The sequence below is a fragment of the Mesorhizobium sp. ESP6-5 genome (assembly GCF_020164695.1).
Classification (GTDB): domain Bacteria; phylum Pseudomonadota; class Alphaproteobacteria; order Rhizobiales; family Rhizobiaceae; genus Mesorhizobium; species Mesorhizobium australicum.
In genome coordinates this window covers 433659-456275 of the sequence record NZ_JAIUGR010000002.1, presented here as the reverse complement: position 1 = coordinate 456275, position 22617 = coordinate 433659, and the positions used below count along the sequence as shown (strand labels likewise).

The 22617-nt window shown below is 61.5% G+C and carries 22 protein-coding genes and 1 pseudogene; 7 read left to right on the top strand and 16 right to left on the bottom strand.

What is annotated here, in order from left to right; genetic code table 11:
• Nucleotides 1–30 precede the first annotated feature (30 nt).
• Entirely contained in the window at nucleotides 31–834 is an 804-nt protein-coding gene (locus LB524_RS04630) for an efflux RND transporter periplasmic adaptor subunit (RefSeq protein WP_224523981.1), read from the top strand.
• A gap of 667 nt (nucleotides 835–1501) precedes the next feature.
• Here the strand turns inward: LB524_RS04630 and LB524_RS04625 are convergent.
• The 5 genes and pseudogenes from LB524_RS04625 to LB524_RS04605 form a co-directional block, all read right to left on the bottom strand.
• The gene (locus LB524_RS04625) at nucleotides 1502–2134 is read right to left on the bottom strand and encodes a class I SAM-dependent methyltransferase (protein ID WP_224523979.1); all 633 of its coding nucleotides are present in this window, start codon (nucleotides 2132–2134) and stop codon (nucleotides 1502–1504) included.
• A gap of 104 nt (nucleotides 2135–2238) precedes the next feature.
• Nucleotides 2239–2427, bottom strand: a pseudogene (locus tag LB524_RS04620) (nuclear transport factor 2 family protein); the annotation flags it as partial.
• Between the two features lie 125 nt (nucleotides 2428–2552).
• Nucleotides 2553–3152: an NADPH-dependent F420 reductase gene (locus tag LB524_RS04615; RefSeq protein WP_224523976.1), complete on the bottom strand. Its 600-nt coding sequence runs from the start codon at nucleotides 3150–3152 to the stop codon at nucleotides 2553–2555.
• 31 nt (nucleotides 3153–3183) lie between these two features.
• Nucleotides 3184–3936 (bottom strand): SDR family NAD(P)-dependent oxidoreductase, encoded by a 753-nt coding sequence (locus tag LB524_RS04610; protein WP_140715461.1) that lies wholly within the window; start codon nucleotides 3934–3936, stop codon nucleotides 3184–3186.
• A 48-nt stretch (nucleotides 3937–3984) separates the two neighbouring features.
• Entirely contained in the window at nucleotides 3985–4719 is a 735-nt protein-coding gene (locus LB524_RS04605) for an SDR family NAD(P)-dependent oxidoreductase (RefSeq protein ID WP_015319204.1), read from the bottom strand.
• Between the two features lie 228 nt (nucleotides 4720–4947).
• Here LB524_RS04605 and LB524_RS04600 point away from each other — a divergent pair, with 228 nt between their 5' ends.
• The gene (locus LB524_RS04600) at nucleotides 4948–5844 is read left to right on the top strand and encodes a LysR family transcriptional regulator (protein WP_224523974.1); all 897 of its coding nucleotides are present in this window, start codon (nucleotides 4948–4950) and stop codon (nucleotides 5842–5844) included.
• A 64-nt stretch (nucleotides 5845–5908) separates the two neighbouring features.
• Here the strand turns inward: LB524_RS04600 and LB524_RS04595 are convergent, their stop codons facing one another.
• The 6 genes from LB524_RS04595 to LB524_RS04570 form a co-directional block, all read right to left on the bottom strand.
• A complete protein-coding gene (locus LB524_RS04595; protein ID WP_224523968.1) occupies nucleotides 5909–6649 on the bottom strand; it encodes a ribonuclease activity regulator RraA in 741 nt (246 codons plus the stop codon).
• 23 nt (nucleotides 6650–6672) lie between these two features.
• Nucleotides 6673–7836, bottom strand: coding sequence for a mandelate racemase/muconate lactonizing enzyme family protein (locus tag LB524_RS04590; RefSeq protein ID WP_224523964.1), 1164 nt, complete (start codon nucleotides 7834–7836; stop codon nucleotides 6673–6675).
• 33 nt (nucleotides 7837–7869) lie between these two features.
• Nucleotides 7870–8967: an ABC transporter ATP-binding protein gene (locus LB524_RS04585; RefSeq protein ID WP_140665604.1), complete on the bottom strand. Its 1098-nt coding sequence runs from the start codon at nucleotides 8965–8967 to the stop codon at nucleotides 7870–7872.
• 10 nt (nucleotides 8968–8977) lie between these two features.
• The gene (locus LB524_RS04580; RefSeq protein ID WP_224523962.1) at nucleotides 8978–9868 is read right to left on the bottom strand and encodes a carbohydrate ABC transporter permease; all 891 of its coding nucleotides are present in this window, start codon (nucleotides 9866–9868) and stop codon (nucleotides 8978–8980) included.
• Nucleotides 9865–10824, bottom strand: a complete 960-nt coding sequence (locus tag LB524_RS04575) for a carbohydrate ABC transporter permease (protein WP_015319198.1) — start codon at nucleotides 10822–10824, stop codon at nucleotides 9865–9867. The genes LB524_RS04580 and LB524_RS04575 overlap by 4 nt, the downstream gene beginning before the upstream one ends.
• 73 nt (nucleotides 10825–10897) lie before the next feature.
• Nucleotides 10898–12376, bottom strand: coding sequence for an ABC transporter substrate-binding protein (locus LB524_RS04570; RefSeq protein WP_015319197.1), 1479 nt, complete (start codon nucleotides 12374–12376; stop codon nucleotides 10898–10900).
• Nucleotides 12377–12560: 184 nt separating this feature from the next.
• Here LB524_RS04570 and LB524_RS04565 point away from each other — a divergent pair, with 184 nt between their 5' ends.
• From LB524_RS04565 to LB524_RS04545, 5 genes are all read left to right on the top strand, one after another.
• Nucleotides 12561–13271: a GntR family transcriptional regulator gene (locus LB524_RS04565; protein ID WP_015319196.1), complete on the top strand. Its 711-nt coding sequence runs from the start codon at nucleotides 12561–12563 to the stop codon at nucleotides 13269–13271.
• A 56-nt stretch (nucleotides 13272–13327) separates the two neighbouring features.
• Nucleotides 13328–14494 carry a mandelate racemase/muconate lactonizing enzyme family protein gene (locus tag LB524_RS04560; RefSeq protein WP_140877765.1) on the top strand — a complete coding sequence of 389 codons (1167 nt, stop codon included), beginning with the start codon at nucleotides 13328–13330 and terminating at the stop codon, nucleotides 14492–14494.
• 55 nt (nucleotides 14495–14549) lie between these two features.
• Entirely contained in the window at nucleotides 14550–15908 is a 1359-nt protein-coding gene (locus tag LB524_RS04555; protein ID WP_224523959.1) for a mandelate racemase/muconate lactonizing enzyme family protein, read from the top strand.
• A gap of 102 nt (nucleotides 15909–16010) precedes the next feature.
• Nucleotides 16011–16337 carry an NIPSNAP family protein gene (locus LB524_RS04550; RefSeq protein WP_140617572.1) on the top strand — a complete coding sequence of 109 codons (327 nt, stop codon included), beginning with the start codon at nucleotides 16011–16013 and terminating at the stop codon, nucleotides 16335–16337.
• 9 nt (nucleotides 16338–16346) lie between these two features.
• Nucleotides 16347–17546, top strand: a complete 1200-nt coding sequence (locus LB524_RS04545; RefSeq protein ID WP_015319192.1) for a mandelate racemase/muconate lactonizing enzyme family protein — start codon at nucleotides 16347–16349, stop codon at nucleotides 17544–17546.
• Nucleotides 17547–17657: 111 nt separating this feature from the next.
• Here LB524_RS04545 and LB524_RS04540 read toward each other — a convergent pair whose 3' ends face one another.
• The 5 genes from LB524_RS04540 to LB524_RS04520 all read right to left on the bottom strand — a co-directional run bounded on the left by LB524_RS04540 (nucleotide 17658) and on the right by LB524_RS04520 (nucleotide 22616).
• Nucleotides 17658–18251 (bottom strand): DJ-1/PfpI family protein, encoded by a 594-nt coding sequence (locus LB524_RS04540; protein ID WP_015319191.1) that lies wholly within the window; start codon nucleotides 18249–18251, stop codon nucleotides 17658–17660.
• 67 nt (nucleotides 18252–18318) lie between these two features.
• Nucleotides 18319–19269, bottom strand: a complete 951-nt coding sequence (locus tag LB524_RS04535) for a substrate-binding domain-containing protein (protein ID WP_224523956.1) — start codon at nucleotides 19267–19269, stop codon at nucleotides 18319–18321.
• 55 nt (nucleotides 19270–19324) lie between these two features.
• The gene (locus LB524_RS04530) at nucleotides 19325–20323 is read right to left on the bottom strand and encodes an ABC transporter permease (protein WP_411909895.1); all 999 of its coding nucleotides are present in this window, start codon (nucleotides 20321–20323) and stop codon (nucleotides 19325–19327) included.
• On the bottom strand, nucleotides 20311–21903 hold the full coding sequence (locus tag LB524_RS04525) for a sugar ABC transporter ATP-binding protein (protein ID WP_140617569.1): 1593 nt from the start codon (nucleotides 21901–21903) through the stop codon (nucleotides 20311–20313). The genes LB524_RS04530 and LB524_RS04525 overlap by 13 nt, the downstream gene beginning before the upstream one ends.
• Before the next feature lie 11 nt (nucleotides 21904–21914).
• Nucleotides 21915–22616, bottom strand: a complete 702-nt coding sequence (locus LB524_RS04520; RefSeq protein ID WP_224523953.1) for a GntR family transcriptional regulator — start codon at nucleotides 22614–22616, stop codon at nucleotides 21915–21917.
• Nucleotide 22617: the final 1 nt, after the last annotated feature.

Below are 22617 nucleotides of genomic sequence, written 5' to 3'. Positions count from 1 at the left end.
GAGGCCGCAGCGGGCAGGGAGCCACGTTAAATGCTGCGAGCTATCTTCTCCATAGGCACCGTGTTTCTGGCTGGCGCAACTCATGCAGCGGCGTTCGATTGCGTCGTCAACCCTTCGATCGTGGTGGGTGTAGGCAGCCCTGTACCTGGCCTTCTGGAGGAGGTACTGATCGATCGTGGCGACATCGTCAAGAAGGGTCAAATCCTGGCCCGGATGAATGCCAGCACCGAGCTGTCAACGGTTGACTTGATGTCCGAACAGGCGGCCAACACGTCGGAAATCGAGGCTCAGCAGGCACGCTATCAACTGGCCTTAAGCCGCATGGACCGCTCCAAGCGGTTGGCCAGTCTGAACGTCGCCTCGAAGGATGCCGTCGAGGAAGCGGTCGCGCAAATGGAGGTTTCCAAGCGCGAAGTGGCCCTCGCCGAAACGCGCAAGCGCATTCTGGAACTCGAACTCGCTCGAGCAAAAACGGTGCTGGGCCAGAAGGTTATCTTCAGCCCGATCGACGGTATTGTGATGGAGCGCAAGCTATATGCCGGGGAATACCTCGACCAGAACGGGAAACTGGCCACGATCGCACAGCTCGACCCGTTGAGCGTAGAAGCTTTCGTCGCCGACAGCGAATACAGTAAGTTCAGCGTCGGCCTCGCCGTCAAGGTGACCGTCAGCGAGCCGCGCGATGAAGTCCAGGTCGGCACGGTTCAGGTGATCGACAGGGTGCTGGACGCTGCCAGCAGGACGTTCGGCGTGCGCATCATGCTGCCCAATGCCGGCAACCGTTTGCCCGCCGGCCAGCGATGCAAGGTCGAATTCGACACCAACTCGAACTGAAGCGCCCCTACCGCAGCCGAAGCCTACCGCTGTCGCGCATCCGGCCAGCGGGAAAGTTTCTGATTATTGTCCATAAAAAAGCAATAAAATCAATAGAATAGCCGCGTCTATAAGCGTGCCCGGGATCATTGATTTCCAACGAAAATACCTTTGTTGGAGTGGTGACGGTACTTTCGAAACTCTATGGTGCCGCCCTCGGACTCCGCCAGGAGCAAAAAATCGCCCGATTGGTCCCGATAGTTGGTGCAACCTCAAATATTTTTTGCGGCGATTTTCGCTTTAAAATCAAAAGCGTAACATTTTGGCGGCCTATAGGTCGGCGTAGCGCGTCACAAATAAGAAAAACCGAGATAGATCAATGACCTACTTGAGTTAGAAACAATCGAGTGGGAGTGAGGGATCCTAGGTCGCCGATAGCGCCGATAGACTCTAGACTAGGCGACCCGCAGATCTGCCGCGAGGCCTGGCCTGCCTTACCGAATCCTGCAATCGCATAGCTCACAATCTTCTCCGATCCGCGTTGACACTAATTTTCTCCTGTTCAAGAGGGCTGCGTTACACCAGCACCTTTGCTCAAGAGAACGGACAGCCAAGGCCCCTCCGTGTGGAAACGGCAACGCTTTCACGCTTGCGGGAGCTGAGCCACTGTGGGGCGGATGACTCACTGTCAGGGCCTCAGGAAGCGAAAGGCGAAGCGATCGGTCTTGCCCTTGATCGAAGGATCGAACACCTTGCTCGAGTGCGGATCGTCCTTGTTCGCCAGCATGGTGCTTTCCGCGTCCAGGATGAAACCGGCCGCCTCCACCTCCTCGCGAACGGATGCAGGCTCGATCCGATGTAGCGACTGTGCCTCGCTCGTGCCGGCCCCAACGGCGGCGGCGTGGTCCACGATAACGTAGGAACCACCGGGCTTCAGCCGCTCATAGACGGCTCGATTGAAGTCGGCTGCCGTCGCGCCCCTGGCCTGAATCAAAGCGGTGTGGAGATCGTGGTAGAACAGATGCAGCCATATAACATCCGCTGGCTGCGTGACCTCCGGCATCGCCACAAGGTCCGCCGAGACGGCTTCGATGTTCTCTCGGCCCGGCTCCTTCGCGAGCGTCCGCATGCGGCCGACCGGATCGTCCTTGAAGTGGGCCACTTCGGCCGGCACGAAGCTGTAGACACGTCCTTGGGGTCCCACGATGTCTGAGAAGACGCGGGTCCAGTCGCCGTTGCCCGGGTAGACGTCGATGACGGTGAAGCCCGCATCTGCGCGTGCGAACCGGATCAACTCGGATAGCTTGGATTGGTCGTACATCGAGATCTCCTTTCGATTGAGCATTCGACGAGCGCCAGCGTGCGAGGGGGCGATCCACGGCTGATCCGCCGTCTACCCCATTCGATGGCCGCAGACGGCAAGCGCTACGCCGATCCGGACGCGTCCATCTGCGAGGCGCGTGCCAGTGCTTGTGTGTCGACGTATTCCCGGATGTTGGTCAATCTGCCGTCCCGGACCGTGATGGCGAAGATCCAGTCGTCCTCGAACGTCTTGTTCGTGGCTTTGATTCTTCCCCTCCCGGAGCCGACGACCAAAACCCGGCCGATCGCGGCGAAGAAGTCCCTCACGGTCTGGATGGTCTTCTCGACAGTCATGGGAATTTCCTATTTCGCACGGACCGGATCACGCTCGGTCCGATCCGTGCATCGTGACCCTGCCGGTGGGCACGTCGTGTTCATCAGTCGAACTTGACCAGGTCCTTAAAGATCAGATGACCCCAGCTATTTCCGCGCGCCTGGACCAGCCGCCCACCTTCCGAAAGCCCGCCAAGTTTGATCGGCGAGAAGCCGAGATTTTCCGCGAGCGTACCAATCTCCGCTGCGGCAGCGTCATCGTCGCTCGCCAGGAACACGACTCTCTTGCCACCATGCACTGCTGGATCTTGGTCAAGGGTGGCAGCGCCCAAATGGTTGAAACCCTTGACCAGTCGTCCACCGGGGAAAGCCTGCGCGATGAACTTGGAAGAAGGTTGTCCTCCCAGATCCTCAGGAGGCACGCCGTAGGCATTGGTCACATCGACGATGGTCTTCCCCTTCCAGGTGGACAGCGCCTTCGCGACATCGGGATGCGACTCGAAGCGGACTGCCAAAAAGATGATGTCCGCCCTGAGCGCGTCCGCCAGCTTTTTGGGGATGATCGTAGGCCCGATCGCGGCCGCGTCCGCGGCAAAGCTTTCCGGGTCGCGCGTGGTTGCGACGGATACCTCGATGCCCTTGCGAGCAAATGCCTTGGCGAGGGCTCGGCCGATATTGCCGAAGCCGATAATTGCGTAGCTCATGATGTTTCTCCGATCTTGTGTGATGCTGAGGTCAGACCTGGGCCATGCCTCCATCAACGGCGAAATCTACGCCGGTGATGTAAGAGCTTTCGTCAGAAGCAAGGAACGTGACGGCAGCCGCGATTTCCTCTGGCTTGCCCCTGCGACCCATTGGGATCTGTGAAGCAAACTGGGCGGCCGCTTGCTCGGCTTGCTCGGGGGTAAGGCCCGTCGTTGTCGCCAATGCCGGGGTCTCGATTGGTCCGGGACTCATTGAATTCACGCGAATTTTCCGATCTTTCAGCTCCAGTGTCCAAGCGCGCGCGAAGTTTCGCACCGCCGCTTTGCTCGCAGCGTAGGCGCTGAACCCTGGCAGCCCCAACACGTTGGAGACCGAAGAGGTCAGGATGATCGAACCGCCGTCACTGAATAGTGGAAGCGCCTTCTGTACCGTGAAAAACAACCCCTTCACATTCACATCGAAGGTTTGGTCAAAATGGGCCTCAGTCGCTGCCGCGAGAGGTGCGATTGTCCCCGCGCCTGCGTTCGCGAAGAGAATGTCGATGTGGCCGTGTTTCTCTTTCACGACGGCATAGACCCGGTCCAGATCCTCCAAGCGCGACACGTCGCCTGCGACCGTCGTAACGTTTCTCTCGATGAAGGCCGCGGCCTCCTTCAGCTCTTTCTCTCGTCGCCCGGTGATCACGACATGCGCGCCTTCTTCAACGAAGCGCTTGGCTGTCGCCAAGCCGATCCCGCTGCTTCCGCCGGTGATGACAGCGACCTTATTTTCTAACTTTTTCATGATCTTCTATCCTTCGTTGTGTGGGCCAGGCGCGGGAACGCGCCGGCGTCAGAGTTGTGCCAGGCCGCCGTCGACGGCGACCTCGCTGGCAGTCATGAAGCTGCTGTCCGACGACGCGAGAAAGGCAGCCACCGCCCCGATTTCCGCCGGATCGGCCATGCGCTGGAGCGGAGTCATCGAGGCGAAGACCTTCTGTCCTTCCTCGCCCAGCGCTTCCTTCGCGAGGTCGGTCGCGGTCGCCCCGGGCGACAGCACGTTTACGCGGATGCCGGTGCCCTTCAGGTCCTCCGCCCAGGTCCGCGCGAGGTTGCGGACTGCCGCCTTGCTCGCGCTGTAGGCAGTGAACCCCGGGGCGCCCGTTGTGCCGGCGCTCGATCCGGTCACGATGATTGAACCCCCCGGACCCATCAGCGGCAGCGCTTTCTGGACCGTGAAGATCGTACCCTTCACATTGGTGTCGAAGGCTTCGTCAATGTGCTCGGCGGTGATCTGGCCGAGCGGAAGCGGGCCTCCAGCCCCGGCATTGGCGAAGACGATGTCGAGGCTTCCGCGTTCGGCCTTAACCGCTGCGTAGAGCCGGTCGAGGTCGGCCTCATCCGAGACCGAGCCTTTCACCGCGCGGGCATTGGGCCCGAGGTCCGCCACAGCGGCGTCGAGCGCTTGCTGCCGGCGGCCGAAGATGAAGACGAAGGCGCCTTCCTCGATGAAGCGTTTTGCAGCGGCGCGGCCGATGCCGGTAGCGCCGCCGGTGATCACGGCGGTCTTTCCATTCAGTCTGTTCATGTCGTGCGTCCTTCGTTTCGCCATCTCGGGTCTTTGGCTGTACGGTGGGTCAACCCGAGAGCCTGAACATGGGATCGCCGAAGTCGGGCGGTGAGTGCGGAATCGTGCACATCGGTGGTGCGAAAACGATCCAGTCAGACGATTGAACGCCGCAACAGTCGCGCACATTACAGCTCGGCGTGCTAGAATGGGCTTCGGAAGGCGCAGCTGGCGGCGCGGGAATGCACCATGATTGACTGGGATGACGTTCGCTACTTTCTTGCCGCCGCGCGCGGCGGCTCGGTGCGGGCTGCCGCCGAGCGCCTCGGCGTGTATCACTCGACCGTGCTGCGACGCATCGCTCAACTTGAGGAACGCCTCGGGGCGCAGATGTTCGAAAAGCTGCCTTCGGGCTACCGCCTGACGGCTGCGGGCGAGGAGGTCCTCGAGCTCGCGAACCAGATGGAAGCGTCGTCGCACCAGCTGGAGACGCGTGTCTTCGGTCGCGACCAGAGCGCGCGCGGGCTTTTGCGGGTGACAGTTCCACCGTTCCTCGCCACACACCTGCTCATGCCGGATCTCGCCGACTTCGCGCGTATGCATCCGGACATCGAGATGGAAATCTTGACCACTGGCGAGGTGGCGAATCTGACTAGCCGAGAGGCCGACGTCGCGATCCGCATTGTCGCCGACCGCAAGACCCTGCCGCTCAATCTTCACGGCCTGAAGGGACCGGAGGTGTTCAGCGGCGTCTACATGTCTCGCGATCGACTACCCGCGTTGCGTGCGGGCACGCCTGATCCCCTCCGGTGGATCGCAATAGACAATCATGGAATTCCGGACTGGGCGCGCGAGGGAGAAGTTCACATCACGGGAGCTCCGTTCAGGACTCCGGATGCCGAGACGCAGATCATCGCGGCGCAGCAAGGGATCGGGATGACGAAACTGCCGTGCTTTGTCGGAGATGCCGACCCCCTGCTCGTGAGGGTGCCGGGCACCAACCCGCCCATGCATGGGACACTCTGGATTCTCACGCAGGGGGAGACACGCAAGACGAAGCGCGTTCGGCTTTTCACGGAGTTCGTATCCCGCAGGCTCGCCGCGTACGCTCCGCTTGTCGCAGGACTGTCCGTAACGCGTGACTAACGCCCGTCTGGGACTTGGCGGTTCGCCTGCCCTTCATGAGACATTTCGGGATCTCGATCGTCCATCAAAATTTTGGGTTGGTTGCCCGCCAAGCCTCGTACTCTTCGGTCGCACTTGGGTGCAGCGGATAATAGCGTTGCAACGACCCGCCCTCCATGAGCTTCATGCGTGAGAACTCCTCCCAGTCGTGATGTTTCTGGGATTCTTCGATCACCTTCGCGGCCATCGCAAGGGGTAGCACCACCACCCCATCATCGTCGGCGACGATGATGTCGCCGGGGATCACGGTGACACCGCCGCAGGCAATCGGAACGTTGACGGCATTGGGATAAATGCTGGTTTGCACATGGTAGTTGGGCGTCCAGCCGCGCAGCCATAGGGCCAGATCGAGCTTTTCGACATTGGGCCGGTCGCGCATGCAGCCGTCGATGACGATGCCCGCGCCGCCTCTGCCCTTGAAATACGTCGACATCATATCGCCGAAGACGCCCGAACTCATGTCGCCGCGCGCATCGACCACGACCACATCCCCTTCCTGTGCGTGGTACAGCACATGCCGGTGCAGCTGTGTTTCCGGATCGGCATATTCTCCCTCGTTGAAAAGATCGGGCCGCTGCGGCAGGAACTGCAGCGTCAGCGCCGGTCCGACGATCGATCTCCCGTGGTTCTGCGCCACCGGGCCGACCATATGCGGATTGCGGAAGCCCATATGGCCAAGCGTGCCGGCAACCGTCGCGGCGCCGATCTCCTTTAGCGCGTCGATCAGATCCTTCGGCGGCCGCGTGATGTCGGAACTATGCGTCATTGTGGACTCCGATTGAAAGGGAACTACCAGTTCGTGACAGAACCATCGCGGCGCTTGAGGTGGGGCGCTTCCCAGAAACGGAAGCTCTGCGCCTGGACGGCCTCTTCGTTGACCTCGACGCCGAGCCCCGGCAGATTGCCGACGGGGTAGTCGGGGCCGTCGAGCCGTGGTTGCACCGGGAAAAATTCGGAATTGTCGAAGCCAAGCCTTGCTTCGGGCGCCCTGGTCTCGAGCCACGCGAAGTTGGGGACCGCGGCGGCCAGATGCACGGTCGCGGCCGTGCACACTGGACCAAGCGGATTGTGCGGCATCAGGTCCACATAGTGCGCCTCGCTCCAGCCAGCGATTTTCATTGCCTCGGTGAACCCGCCGACATTGCAGATATCGAGCCGGTTGAACTGGTGGATACCGCGCTCGATGTAGGGCAGGAACTGCCACTTGCTGGCAAATTCCTCGCCAATGGCGAAGGGGATGTCGGTCATCGTGCGCAGGGATTCGTAGGCTTCCGGCGTCTCGTCGCGTATCGGCTCCTCGAGAAAATCGAGCACGCTGCGGTCGAGCTTGTTGCAGAAGCTCGCCGCCTCCGCCACCGACAGCCGATGATGATAGTCGATGCCGAGGACGACATCGTTACCCAGCGCCCGGCGCGCCTTGTTCAGCATGGTCGCGGTAGCGCCGATCGACTCGCGTGGCTCGAAAACATCCCTGCTGTTTTGCCCGACGGGAAAGAAGCGGATCGCCTGCCAGCCTTGTGCGCGCAGTTCGCGGGCCCGCTCGATGGCAACATCGCCCTCGGCCTCGTCTCCGGTCGAGGCGAAGGTGGGGATCCGGTCGCGCTGCTTGCCGCCCAGCAATTCGTAGACCGGCACCCCCAGCGCCTTGCCCTTGATATCGTGAAGGGCGATATCGATGGCCGAAATAGCTGCCTGCAGAACCCGACCGCCTTCGAAATACTGGCTGCGATAAACCTCCTGCCAGATCCGCCCGATCTGCATGGGATCGCGGCCGATGAGAAACTCGCGATAGTGCTCGACCGCGCCGGCCACGGCCTTCTCGCGGCCGCTCAGGCCGCTCTCGCCCCAGCCGAAGATGCCCTGGTCGGTCTCGACCTTGACCAGCATCTGATTGCGCGTTCCCACCCATGCCGGATAGGGTTTGATCGCCGTGATCTTAAGTTTCGTAGTCATCCACGCCCGCGTCCCACACGCATCCGCCCTGTCTCAGTCGACCTCGAGAGCCATCTCGGTCTCACCGTCGAACAGATGCATCCGCTCCTGGTCGAACTCGAGCCAGATCCGCTCGTCGGGCGCGACGGCAATGTTGGGCGGCACGCTGACGTTGACGATGGCACCGGACAGGAAGGCCTGCACGAAGGTGACGTCTCCGGTTGGTTCCACCGTGTAGACCTTGGCCGGGATGCCGCCTTGCACCGCGCTCTTGTGCAGCTTGATCGTCGAGTGGCGTGCGCCGAGCACGATTTTCCTGGTCGTTGCCCCCGTGACCTTCTGGACGTTGCGCGGCGAGAGCCCGAGGCTCCAGCCCTCCGCGCTGGTCAGCACGGTGTTGCCGTTCGCCGTCAATGTCTCCAGCGGAATGAGGCTCATTGCCGGGCTGCCGATGAAGCTGGCGACGAACATGTTCACCGGATGGGCAAAGACCTGCGCCGGTGAATCGTATTGCTGCAGGAAGCCGCCGTTCATCACCGCCATCTTGTCGGCCATGGTGACGGCTTCGAGCTGGTCGTGCGTCACATAGATGATCGTCGCCTTGAGGTCCTGGTGGAAGCGCTTGATCTCCGACCGCATCTGTACGCGCAGTTTCGCGTCGAGGTTGGAGAGCGGCTCGTCCATGAGAAACACCGCGGGATCGCGCACGAGAGCACGGCCCAGCGCCACACGCTGCTGCTGCCCGCCCGAAAGTTCGCGCGGCTTGCGCTCGAGCAGGTGCGTCATGTCGAGCACGCGCGCCGCTTCCTTAACCTTCTTGTCGATCTCGTCCCTGGGCAGTTTGCGCATCTGTAGCGGGAACGCGAGGTTCATGTAGACCGACTTTTGCGGATAGAGCGCGTAGTTCTGGAACACCATTGCGATGTCCCGGTCCTTGGGGTCGAGATCGTTGACCACCTGGTCGCCAATGAGGATGTCGCCCGATGTGATCGGGGTCAGCCCGGCAACGAGATTGAGCGTGGTCGTCTTTCCGCAGCCTGAAGGGCCGACAAGCGCAACGAACTCGCCGTCGTTGACCGTCAGTGAAACGTCGTTGACGGCCTTGAAGCCGCCATAGGTCTTGACGAGATCTTTGAGGACCACGTGGGCCATCGGCAACTCCCTAATGCTTGACCGCGCCTTCTGTCAGGGCGCGTACGAAGTATCGCTGCAGGACGAGGAACAGCACCACGACAGGCACGCTCATCATGAAGCTCGCCGCCATCAGTCCCGGAAAGTCCGTCGTGTTTTCCGAGAAGAAGCGCTGGATGCCGACAGGCAGGGTCAACTGTTCATTTTTGGAGAGGAACGTGTAGGCGTAGATGTACTCGTTCCACGCGCCGATGAAGGAATAGATCGCGGTGGCGATGATCCCCGGCGTCGAGAGCGGCACCACGATCATGATGAAGGCCTGGAACCGTGTTGCCCCATCGATACGCGCCGCCTGCTCGAGCTGCACCGGGATGTTGTCGTAAAAACCCTTGAGCAGCCAGATCGCCAGGGGCAGGCCGAAGGTGAGATAGGTCAGGATCAGCGAGCCATGCGTGTTCACCAGCCCGATCGCACGCATCAGGATGAAGAGCGGCACGAGAAAGATCACCGCTGGGAACATGTTGCGCAGCAGCACGGCGAAGAACAGGAAGTTCCGGCCGGGGAAGGTGAAGCGCGAAAACGCGTAGGCCGCGGGGACGGCAACGATCACCGAAAGGATTGTCGTGACGGTCGACACGAACAGGCTGTTCCAGAAGAAGCGCAGGAAGTCCTGGCCGACGCTGTTCTGCGGATCGAGCAGCTTCTTGTAGCTGGCAAGCGTAGGCTCGTTTGGCCACCATTGCGGCGGGAATTGCGTCGCCGCGAAGCCGGACTTGATCGAGGTGATCAGCATCCAGATCATCGGCACCGCGGTGTAAATCAGCATGAACAAGAGGAAGATGCGCCCGGCCCAGCGCCATCCGTCGACGCGCATGCGGCGATGGGGCCGGCCTCGGGAGGCTGTCTCTGCAAGCGTGCTCATGTGCTCCCCTCTTTCCGCTCATTGCCGCTTAGCGCCCGGACGTAGAAATAGCCCAGCGTCATCAGGATGAGGAACAGGAGCACCGAATAAGCCGATGCCACGCCCCAGCGCTGGCGGCCGAAGGCGAGCTCATAGATGTGGGTTATCCAGATATGCGATGCGTTCGACGGCCCGCCTGCGGTCATGATCCAGGGGATGATGAAGGAATTGAAGTTGGCCACCGCGAGCAGCAGGATCGTCACCACCGAGACGTTGCGCAAGTGCGGGAAAGTGACGTGCCAGAAGCGCTGCCATGCATTGGCCCCGTCGACCTTGGCGGCCCGCAACAATTGCTCGGGGACTGTCTGCAGGCCGGCCATCATCATGATCATGGCAAACGGAAACTCGCGCCAGATATTGACGACGATCAGGGAGGGCAGCACCGTGCTGACGTTGTCGATGAAATTGGGTGGCCGGTCAGTCAATCCGAGGCCGACCAGCACCGCGCCGATGATGCCGAAATCCGAATGGTAGATCCACTTCCAGATATAGGAGGCGGCAACGGCGCTGATCACCCAGGGAATGATCAGGATGGCGCGCAGGACGCCGCGGCCGACAAAGTCTCGGTGCAGCGCCAGCGCCGTGGCAAACCCCAGGACAAAGGAGATGAAAGTGGATCCGAATGTCCAGATCAGGGTGTTCCAGGTTACTTTCCAGAACACATCGCTGGTGAGGATGGTGGTGTAATTGTCGAAGCCGATGAAGGTCTTGTCGCGGAGCTGCAGACCGGGCGGCGTCTTATAGAACGACAGCTCGATCGTGTAGTAGATCGGATAGGCGATGACGACGAGCATCACGGCGATCGCCGGGAGCACGTATGCGTAGTCGGCGCGATGGGCCCAGATGTTCCGCAATGCGCCTGACCCGCCGGGTTGCGATTTTCGGCGAGCCTCGGCCTTGCCGGTCACGATCGTCACTGTGGCGTGCCCTTGTTTTTCGGAAAGAACCGGCTGCGCTCTTGGCGCAGCCGGTTCGCAGGTCAGGTTGGGACTAGAGCCCGCCCATTAGGTCTTTCACCTTCTTGGCCGCATCGTCCGCTGCCTGGTCGACGGTCATCGCGCCGGTCAGCGCATTCTGCAGCATGTCCGGGACGATGATGTTCATGATCTCGGGGGATTCCGGCAGCGCCGGGAAGGGGATGCCATAGGGCAGCATCGAAGTCGTGACATCGAGGAACTTGATATGGTCCAGACGTTCCTTCATCCATTTGGTCTTGAAGCCGTTAAGATTGCCCGGGTTCGAGCCGGCATAGGCCATCTTCAGCGACCATTCGGGGCTCGCCCACATGCAGATCATCGCTTTCGCGGCCGGCTCGTCCACCTTGCCACCCTCTACATACTCGGGCTTCAGGATGTGAATGTTCGAGCCGCCGAACACGACGGCGCGCTTGCCGTCAGGACCGGTCGGGATCAGGCCGTAACGCATATTGTCGATGACGGTCTGCGCCTTGTCCTTGTCGGTCCCGGTCGCCTTGGCCTGCAGGTCGAGCATGACATTGTAGTCGGACGGGTGGGAAACCATCATGCCCAACTGGCCGGCGACGAACAGAGGCTGGTTGTCGGCCTGCTGGTTGGTGAGCGCCGAAACCGGAACCGACTTGTCGCGGACATACATGTCGTATGAGGCTTGCAGCGCCGCCTTGCTCTGCGGGCTGTCGAGTTCCACCTCCTTGTAAGTCGGGTTCGCGGTGGCTTCGTCGAAGACGCCGCCGCCATAGGCCCACAGCTGTGGCATGAAGCGATAGGGCGTATTGCCGGCATTCTTGCGAGCCACGAGGCCGTAACCGGCAATGCCGAGCTTGTCGTGGATCTGCTTGGAATATTTGACGACGTCGTCCCAGGTTGCGGGAGCCTTGTCCGGATCGAGACCCGCACGCTTGAAGATGTCGGCATTCCAGATGAACGCCATCGTCTCGTTGTTCGTTGGAACGCCGTATGTGACCCCATCCCAGGTCACGGCCTTCATGGCGCCGGGCCAGAAATCCTCGGTCGAATAGCCCACATCCTCCGGCTTGAGCGGCTGCAGATAGCCTTTCGAGGCGAATTCGGTACCGCCCAGGATTTGCAGGCGCACCGCCATCGGCGCGGCATTGCCCAGGAGCGCGGTGCGGAACTTGTCGAGAAGGTCGTTATAGGTGAGGGCCTGTTCCTCGAGCTTGATGTTCGGATAGGTCTTGCGGAAAGTCTCGAAGAAATCCTTGTAGTACTGGCGCAGCAGGTCGGGATCGCCCTCGAACACGCCCTGATACCAGAAAGTCAGTCGCCCCTTGTAATCCAGCGGCGTGACCTTGGCGCAATCGCCGGCCGTGTCGAAATCCTGTGTTCCCGCGATGGAGCGCACATATTCGGGCGACCATTTGCTGAGGTCGACCGGTGGCGCACCCAACGCCGATGTGGACATAAGTGATGCCGTCAAAATACCGACGACAGTGCCGCGCAGGACCGCACTGCCGAGCATGATCCTCGTCATAGGTATCCTCCCTGGTTCTCCGCCCTGCGATCGCGAGGATGGCTATTGCAGTACGGTGTATCCTCTCGACCACTTGGTACGTTTTCAGAACATGGATTGCCTGTCAACGCACGAGATCGTACATTGTTTATGGGAACCGTGCGTGATATCGGACAGACTGTGTATTAATTTGGGGAGCCGGCCCTTGGCCGAAACAGACGATTTCAAAGCAAAGCCACCCCCGGGGATCGACGCCACCGGAGCCTCCAGCGAGGGTGCCTCGCTTTACGAACTGATCAGGGAAGACATCATCGAGGGACGGCTCGCCGCCAACGAACGGCTTGTTGTGACCGATCTCGCCCGCCGCCACGGCACGTCGACCAATCCCGTGCGCGAGGCCCTGCAACTGTTGCGGGGCGAGGGGTTCGTCATCTTTTCTCCCAACCGCGGGGCGCGTGTAAGGCCCATCGATCAGGATTTCGTCCGCGATATCTACGAGATCGGAGTTCTGATCGAGCCAGCCCTGACGCGATGGTTTGTAGGTATGGCCACCGGCGAGGACATCGCCGAACTCGAACGCATCCAAGGCCTGATCGAAGAGAACAATTTCGCCGACACGTTCAGGCACAGTGAACTGGATACCGCATTTCACACGGTGATGTACCAGCGGCACTATAACCGCCATGCCGCCGAGCTCTGGTGGAAGCATCGCGAAGTGCTGCGAGCGGTGAGCCGGCGTTTCAATTTCACGCTCGCGCGGCGTGCCGCGATCATTCGTGAGCATCGCGAACTCATTGCGCTCATCAAGACCGGGGAGGCCGACAAGGCAGCCGAACTCATCTCCCGCCACGTCGAGGGTTCCGGCCGGCATGTTCTCGAACAGATGCGTGCACGCAACGCCGCTCGGGCCGGATAGGACGAGGGGTCAGGTCTGGAACAGCGTGGTTGACCACTAGTGAAAAGGCAGTTGAAATGAAAATCACGAGCGTTCGGCCGTGGCTGATCAAGTCTGGTGCTTCCTATTGGGGGGAATTCCTGTTCGTCGAGGTAACGACAGACGAGGGAGTGAGCGGCTGGGGAGAGATCACCACCACCACGAAGCTCGCCAACCGCGCCCTCTGCACGATCCTTCGACAGATCGGAGCCGCCGTGACAGGCGAAGATCCGGCGCGTATCGAATGCCTCTGGCACAAGATCTTCCGCGGCTTCACCTATATGGGTAGCCGTGGCGCCGCGGTCGAATGCGTGAGCGCGATCGACATAGCCCTCTGGGACATCAGGGGCAAAGTCCTCGGCAAGCCGATCTACGAGCTGTTGGGCGGGCCGGTCCGCGATGAGATCGCGCTCTACACCCATCCCAACCAGGCCAAATTCACCAGCAAGGACGCTGTGGTGCGCGAAATCCTGGACATCGTCGAGTCCGGACATACTGCTCTAAAGTTCGACCCCTTCCCCCACCAGGGTCGCGATGCCGACGGTGTGTCGCGCGAACAGCGGGACGGCTATCTCGACGGCGGCATGACCCGCAAGGACGAGCGCGAGGCTGCCGAACTCACGGCTCTGATCCGAGAAACGGCAGGCCCCGACATCGACATCCTCATCGATGCGCACGGCCGCTTCGATGTTCCGACCGCCATTCGCCTCTGTCGCAGCCTCGAGGAGGCCGGCCAGATCGACTGGTTCGAGGAGCCATGCCCGCCCGAGAGCCTTAACGCCCTCAAGCAGGTTCGCGAGAAGGTCAGTGCCGCTATCTCTTGGGGCGAGCGTGGCCACACAAAGTGGGATTTCGTGCCGGTTCTCGAGAACAAGCTCGCCGACTACATCATGCCTGACGTCACCTGGACCGGCGGAATTACCGAACTCAAGAAGATTTCCGCCCTGTGCGAAGCCTACTACATCCCAGTCTCGCCGCATGACGCCGCGGGACCGATCAACGTGGTTGCGGGAGCGCAGGTGATGATGACCGTTCCGAACTTCTACAAGCTCGAAACGTCGGAGTGGAATTTGGGCAAGTACGATCATCTTATCGACGAGCCGCTCGATGTTTCGAACGGTAGCCTCAAGCTCTCGTTGAGGCCGGGTCTCGGCATCGAGATGAACCGCGATTACCTGCAAGCCCATGAGATCGAACTGGGCTAGCAACGCAATCGGCAGCATGCGGGCGACAACCCGCAAATCAGAACGGGGATAAGTCATGCCAAAGACGGATGGAGCCGACGAGGCCCTCAACCGGGTCAACACCAACTCGAAGCCGTCCGAGCTTCGCATCACCGACATGCGGGTGGCCGAGATCGTCGGTGCACCGTTCACCTCGGCGCTGCTCAAGATCTATACCAATCAAGGCATCGTCGGGCTTGGCGAGGTGCGCGACGGCGCCAGCGCCACCTACGCACTGATGCTGAAGAGCCGGCTGCTTGGCGAGAACCCCTGCGACATCGATCGCCTGTTTCGCCGCATCAAGCAATTCGGCGGGCACGGTCGGCAGGGCGGCGGCGTCTCGGCGGTCGAGATCGCGCTCTGGGATCTCGCCGGCAAGGCCTATGGCGTTCCCATCTACCAGATGCTCGGCGGCAAGTTCCGCGATCAGGTGCGCGTCTATTGCGATACCGATGCCGAGAAACCAAGCGGCACCGAAACCGGAAAGCGCCTCAAGCAGCGCATGGACCGTGGTTTCACCTTCCTCAAGATGGACCTGGGCTTGATGCAGATCGCCCATGTCCCGGGCGCCGTATCCGCGCCCGCCGGCGCGCTCGAAGGGTTTCATGCCAATCCGCGCGGCCGTGGCGGCACGCTTGAGGAGCGCAAGGCCCGCAATCTTGCCTACGACGCGCAGAACGTGCAGCACCCGTTCACCGGCCTGCATTTCACCGAGAAGGGGATCGACCTGCTCGAGCAGTACATCCACGAGGTTCGCGAGGTGATCGGATACGAGATCCCGCTCGCCATCGACCATGTCGGCCACATCTCGCTGCAGGACGGCATACGCCTGTCGCGTCGCATCGAGAAATACGCCCCGGCCTGGCTGGAGGATGTGATCCCCTGGCAACACACCGAGCAGTACCGACAATTGCAGGGGGCCACCACGGTGCCGATGTGCACCGGCGAAGACATCTACCTCAAGGAAGGCTTCGAGCCGCTGCTCAAGAGCGGCGGCCTCTCCGTCATCCACCCGGACCTGCTCACCAGTGGGGGTATTCTCGAGACCAAGAAGATCGGCGACATGGCGCAGGATCACGGTGTCGCCATGGCCATCCATATGGCCGAAAGCCCGATCGCCGCGATGGCCGCCGCGCATGTCGCGACCGCTACCGAAAATTTCATGGCGCTCGAATACCACTCTGCCGATGTCGACTGGTGGGACGATATCGTCACAGGCCTTCCCAAGCCGCTCGTCAAGGACGGCTTCATCACCGTGCCCGACAAGCCGGGGTTGGGCATAGACGATGTGGTCGACGAGGTGATCAGCCAGCACCTGCAGCCCGGTGTCACCGGGATATGGCAATCCACCGAGCATTGGGACAATGAATATAGCTGGGACCGGACCTGGAGTTAGCCCAGACTCCTGCCCTCACTCTCCTTGGCTCACAGGGCCGACGACTGACCATTCGTGTCGACCTCTCCCAAGGGAGAGGCGAAGAAGGAAACGGACGAAACCATGATCTACGAACTGCGCATCTATGACTGCCTGCCGGGCAGGCTGCCGGCTTTGCTCAAGCGCTTTTCCGACCAAACGCTGGCCATCTGGGAGAGGCATGGCATCCGCCAAGCCGGGTTTTTCACCACGGCAATCGGCGAAAACAGCAACCGCCTCACCTATTTCCTAGCCTGGGAATCACTGGCCGAGCGTGAGGCGAAATGGACGGCTTTCGTCACCGATCCGGCATGGCACAGGGCCCGGGACGAGTCCGAGCGCGACGGGCAGATCGTTGCCAATATCAGCAGCCAGCTGCTCACGCCGACAGCTTTCTCGTCCGTGAGATAGGACCGCACGATGAAGATCACCGACCTTCGCTGTGCCGTTATCGGCAAGCACCCCATCGTTCGCGTCGTGACCGACGAGGGCCTCTATGGACTGGGAGAAGTCGAGTTCACCAAGACCTACCTCAAGCCCTTTGTGCTGCATTTCCGCGAGGCGCTGATCGGCGAGGATCCGACCGATGTCGAGCGGGTCATGTTGAAGATCCGCCAACGCGGTTCTTTCAAGCCCTACGGCGCGGCGGTCAGCGCTATCGAACATGCGCTTTGGGACATTGCCGGCAAGGCCGCGGGCGTGCCGGCCTATAAGCTGCTCGGCGGCAAGGTGCGCGACAAGGTACGCGTCTATAACGGCTCGATCCGCCAGAAGCGCACAGGCGACCGGCCGGAGGACTATGCCGCAGACGTCAAATGGATGATGGAGCAGCCGCAGAACTTCTTCATGGTTAAGCAAGGAATCTCGTTCCATTCCAACATGAAGGACACCATCGAGGACTTCCATTACGGCGTGACGCAGAAGAAGGCCGGCTATCACGGCGCGATGGATCAGGGCGTGATCAGCGAACGCGGTTTCAACCACATGCTCGACTGCGTGATCGCGATGAAGGAAGTGCTGGGCGACAAGGTCAGCCTGGCACTCGACTGCGGCCCGGGCTGGATGCTGCCCGATGCGATCAAGTTTGCCCGCGCGGTCGAGAGGTACAATTTGATGTGGCTGGAGGACATGCTGACCGGCGACTATGTGCCGTGGGTCAATCCGCAGGCCTACCGGGAACTGACCACCTCCACCTCGACGCCGATCCATACCGGCGAGCAGATTTACCTCAGGCACAATTTCAAGGAGCTGATCGAGACACAGGCGGTGCGCGTCATCGGCCCCGATCCTGCCGACATCGGCGGCATTGCCGAGCTCAAATGGGTCGCCGAGCACGCCTATATGCACTCGATCCTGATGGCGCCGCATGGCACGGCGAATGGCCTGCTGGGCCTCGGCGCGCTGATCAACGTCTGCGCCACCTTGCCCGCCAATTACGTGGCGTTCGAATACCCCAGTGCCTCGGACCCCTGGTGGAACGACATCGTCATCGGCCTGCCCAAGCAGATCGTGAGGGACAGCATGGTGGATCTGCTGGAAGCACCGGGGCTAGGCCTCGATATCGACGCCGAAAGCGCCAGGAAGTATTTGCTGGCGGAGGATGCCGGATTCTTCGATTGACCGGCGACGGTGGCCCTCGATCTCACCGACCGAGGGCCCGCTTCAAAGACACGTGGATGCACATCCCATCACAACAGAAGCCGGCGCATTGTTGACGCGCGCCGACCTTGCTTAATTATGGCGAATCTCGGTCCCGAGCACCTTCAGGCATTCGCGGATGAAGGCAGCGAGGGCTGTCCATCCCTTGGCCGACACCATGGTTCCGTCGACATACGCCTCGGTCGGCGACAGGTCGATGTAGGTGCCGCCGGCCAGCGTCACTTCCGGTTCGCAAGCGGCGAGCGCGCCGACCTTCTTGCCGCGCACGACACCGTCCACGGCAATCAGAATCTGGACCCCATGGCAGATCGTGAAGATCGGCTTCTGGGTATCGTGGAAGTGGCGCACCATGGCTTGCACCCGTTTGTCGGTGCGGATGTATTCCGGGCCGCGGCCGCCGGCGCAATATACGGCGTGGTATTGATCGAGCTGCTTTTCCGCCTCGGCAAACGTCTTGTTGATCACCTGAAAATGGCCGAGCTTTTCGGTGTAGGTCTGGTCGCCCTCGAAGTCGTGCAGGGAGGTCTTGATGAGGTCTCCTGCCTTCTTGTCCGGGCAGACCACGTGGACCGTGTGACCGACGGCTTCCATTGCTTGCTGGTAGACGAAGATCTCGTACTCCTCGGTGAACTCGCCGGTGAGCATCAATATTTTCTTGCCTGACATGATCATGTCCTCTGTCGTGTGAAAGGGGCGGGGCGAGTCATGCTGCGCCCCGCATTGATTGCGTTCTTCAGAACGGAGAGTCGGGGAAGAAGTATTCCTTGGCGTTGTCCTTGGTGATCAGCGGCGCGTCCAGCTTGACGGCGCCGCGAACCGGGGCCTGGCCAGCCAAATTGGCCATGGTCATGTAGATGGCCGTCTTGATCATGGACGGCGGGTAGGGAGTCTCGACGGGGGTCATGGTGTCGCCGTCGATGACCTTCTTGACGATGTCCTTCATGCCATTGCCGCCAAGCGCCAGCTTGATATCGGTGCGGCCCGACTGCTTGACCGCCTCGAGCACCCCCAGCAGCATGTCGTCGTCGTTCGCCCACACCGCGTCGATATGCGGATATTTGGCGAGGTAGTCCTGCATCAGCTTGAAGGCTTCGTCGCTGTTCCAATGAGCGTACTGAATGTCGAGAACCTTGAGGCCGGTCCCGGCGATGGCGTCCTGAAAGCCCTTGATGCGCTCATCGTCGATCACCGTTGGGATGCCGCGCAGGACAACCAGGTCGCCCCTGCCGCCAAGCTTGTCGATCATGTATTTCGCGGTGTTGCGCCCGACGGCGATGTTGTCGCCGGCGACGTAGAGGCCCTGGATGGTCGGGTCGGTCAGGCCACGGTCGACGACGGTGATGAAGGTGCCCTTCTCCTTGATGGCCTTGACCGGTTCGGTCAATTCTTCCGAGGAGTAAGGCAGGATCACCAGCGCATCGATCTTGCGTGAGGCGGAGAGATCCTCGATCGCCGACACCTGATCGGCCGCCGACGGCGACGTCTTTACGATGACCTCGACGCCGGGGAAAGCCGCGTTGATTTCCTTGGCCGCCGTCTGCGCGTGATAGACGACGCCGGCGGTCCAGCCGTGGTCGGCGGCCGGTATCGAAACGGCGATGACTTTCTTGTCCTCGGCCATGGCATGGCCAGTCAGCAGCAGCGAGCCGAGCGCGGCCGCAGCCATCCATCTTTTACTAAACATTTTCTTCTCCCAGATTGGACCTGCAAAGACGCACCCGTGTGGTCCGGACACGGGGCTATTTCGAATTCGAGAACCTCTGAATGAGCATCGCGATGATGATGATGACGCCCTGAACCGCGGCAACCAGGTACTCGGAGACGAAGTCCGACAGCACCATGAGATTGGCGATCAGCTCCAGAATGACGGCGCCGGCGACGGTTCCCCAGACATGACCCTTGCCGCCACGCAGCGCCGTGCCGCCGATCACCACGGCGGTGATCACCTGCAGTTCCCAGAGCTGCCCGGTGGTCGGCGTTGCGGCACCTAGTCGCGGTACGTAGCAGATCGCGGCGATGGCTACGCAAACGCCTTGGACGATGTAAGCAATGGTGCGCGTCTTGATGACGGAGATGCCGGAATAGCGCGCGACGTCCTCGTTTGCGCCCACCGCCGCACATTTGCGCCCATACTTCATCTTGTAGAGGACGAACGATGCGACCGCGGCGACGGCGACGGATATCAGGATCGGGATCGGGACACCGCCGACGGTGCCGAAATAGACCGGCCGATACGCTTCGCGCAGCGACCGGTCTATTGGTATCGTGCCGCCGTCGGTCAGATAGGTGATCAACGCGCGGAAAATGCCCATTGTGCCGAGCGTCGCAATGAACGGTTCGATCCGGCCTATGGTGACGATTAGGCCGTTGGCGAGGCCACACATAAGACCGACCAGGGTCGCCACGAGCATTCCAGCCGGTATCGCCCACAGGCCGGCGTGCGGCGCCACCGCGTTCATGAACATGATGGTGATGCCGGTGACGAAGGCGGCCATCGAGCCGACGGAAAGATCGAGCCCTCCCGACGAGATAACGAACGTCGCGCCGACAGCGATGATGGCGATGAAGGCGCTGCGGGTGATGACGTTGGCAAGGTTGGTCGCGGAGAGGAAGTCTGGATTGATGAGGAAGCCGACCACCAGCAGGGCGGCCAATGCCAGGAAGGGACCCACGTCGGTCCAGGTGATGTTCAAATCACCGACGCGATGTGTGGATGGGGATCCGGTCATGACAGCCATTCTGTTCCTCCCTCGGCCTTCGGCCTCGGTTTCGGGCCGCTTGTCGCCAGCAGCGCCACATTGCTTTCGGTCATCTCGGCGCCTTGGACCTCGCCCGTCAGGCGGCCTTCCCGCATGACGAGGATGCGGTCGCAGATGCCGATCAGCTCCTGCATTTCCGACGAGATGACGATGCAGGCTTTGCCGCTGCCGACGATGGCGTGGATGAAGGCGTAGATCTGAGCCTTGTTGGCGATGTCGATGCCACGGGTCGGTTCATCGATGACGACCACAGAGGGGTTGGTGAGCAGCACCTTGGCGAGCAGCAGCTTCTGCTGATTGCCGCCGGAAAGCTGTCCCGCCTTCACGCCAGGGCTCTTGAGCCGGATATCGTAGCTCCGGACGGCCTCTGTCAGCGCGGCCGACTCGCGGCGTCTGCTGAGAGCCAGTGCGGGATGGAACCGTTCAAGTGCGGAAAGCGTGAGGTTGGGCGCCAGCCGTTCCTCGAGGAGCAGGCCCTTGCTCTTTCGGTCCTCGGTCAGGTAACCGATGCCTGCGTCGATCGCTTCGCGTTGCGAGCGGATCCGGACGGGCCGTCCCTCGAGTTCGATCACGGCGTGGGCCGGACGCAGGCCCACCAGCCCTTCGAACAGTTCCGTGCGGCCCGCGCCGATCATGCCGGCAAAGCCAAGAATTTCGCCCCTGTGGACGGTGAAAGAGACGTCTTCGGCGTAGCCCGGGACGGTGGCGTTTTTCACGCTCAGCATCGGCTCATTGGACGGTGCGCTCTTCTGCGGGTAAAGCGTTGCAAGCTCGCGGCCGACCATCAGGCGTGCCATGTCCATCTGCGTCAAGGCCGTGCCCGGATAGGTGCCGACCATCCTGCCGTCGCGCAGCACGGTCACCTTGTCGGCAAGCTGCTGCACCTCATCCAGCCGATGGCTGATATAGAGGACGGCCGTGCCATGACCTTTTAGCTGCCGGACGATTTCGAGGAGCCGATCCACTTCCTCGCCGGTCAGCACGGCGGTCGGTTCGTCGAAGATCACGACCTTGTAGTCGTCGAGCAGCGCGCGGGCGATCTGGACCAGCTGGCGGTCGGCCAGCGAGATGTCGCGCACCAGCGCGGTCGGCGAGACCGCGCAGCCGATCCGTGCCAGCTTCTCGGCTGCAAGGCGCCGCATGGCGCGGTCGTCCATCACATGGCGGCGCGAAAGCTCGCGGCCGAGAAATAGGTTGTCCGTCACCGTAAGCGCTTCGGCGAGGAGGATCTCCTGGTGCACGAGGGCGATGCCGGCTTTCTGGGCCTGGTCGGGCTTGGCGAACGTCACCGGCCGACCGGCCATGGACAAGGTGCCGCGGGTTGGCTCGGCATAGCCGGACAGCAGCCGCATCAAAGTGGATTTTCCGGCACCGTTCTCGCCGATGATGGCGTGGATTTCGCCCGGCAGGATGTCGAGCGTGACGTCGGAGAGCACGGTCACCGGCCCATATTGCTTCGAGAGACCCTGAGCGCGCAGCACCGGCTCCACGGCCCCAGGCGCACTGCCGCCGGGCAGCGCACTTCCTCCCTCTCCGGCAATATTGGCGGTAACGGACATTCGTTCAGGCCTCAATCGAAGGCCGGCAGCAGGCGATCGCGCGAGTGCTCGATGTGGGCGCGCATTGCTTTCGCGGCGGCATCCGGATCGGCAGAGCCGAACGCGGCGAGGATCGCCTCATGCTCGTCCAGCGCCTCCTCGGTCACGCGGGAATGGTACATCAGGCGGAAAATGTGGAAGTGGGTGTGTTGAAAACCCAGCGTCTCGCGGATGAGCTCGTTTTCGGCGTATTCCATGATCCTGTCGTGGAAGATCGCGTCCTGCCTGGCGAAGTTCGAATAGCGCAGGCGCTCGTCCTTGCCCTCGCGGCGCGACATCACGCCTGCGGCCTCCAGCAGCGTGCCGAGCTTGGCCTCGTCCATCGTGGCAGCGGCTTTCGCCGCGCCGTGCGGTTCGAGCAGGAGACGCATTTCGTACAATTCGTCGAAACGGCGCCGCGTGATCTGCGGCGCGGCGCGATATCCGATCAGGTGCGTCTTCAGAACCAGTCCTTCGCCTTCGAGACGCCCCAGCGCCTCGCGGATCGGCGTATGGGAAACGTCGAATTCCTTGACCAGATTGTCGACGGTGATGCGCGAACCGGGCGCGATCTTCAGCGACATCAGCTGGGCGAAGATGGCCTCGTAGACGTCCTCGGCCAGGCTGCCGGCCCGCTGAATGCGGCCCGCTCCCGTGGGCGCTTCACCATTATTGCTCAAACTGGCAGATTGCATT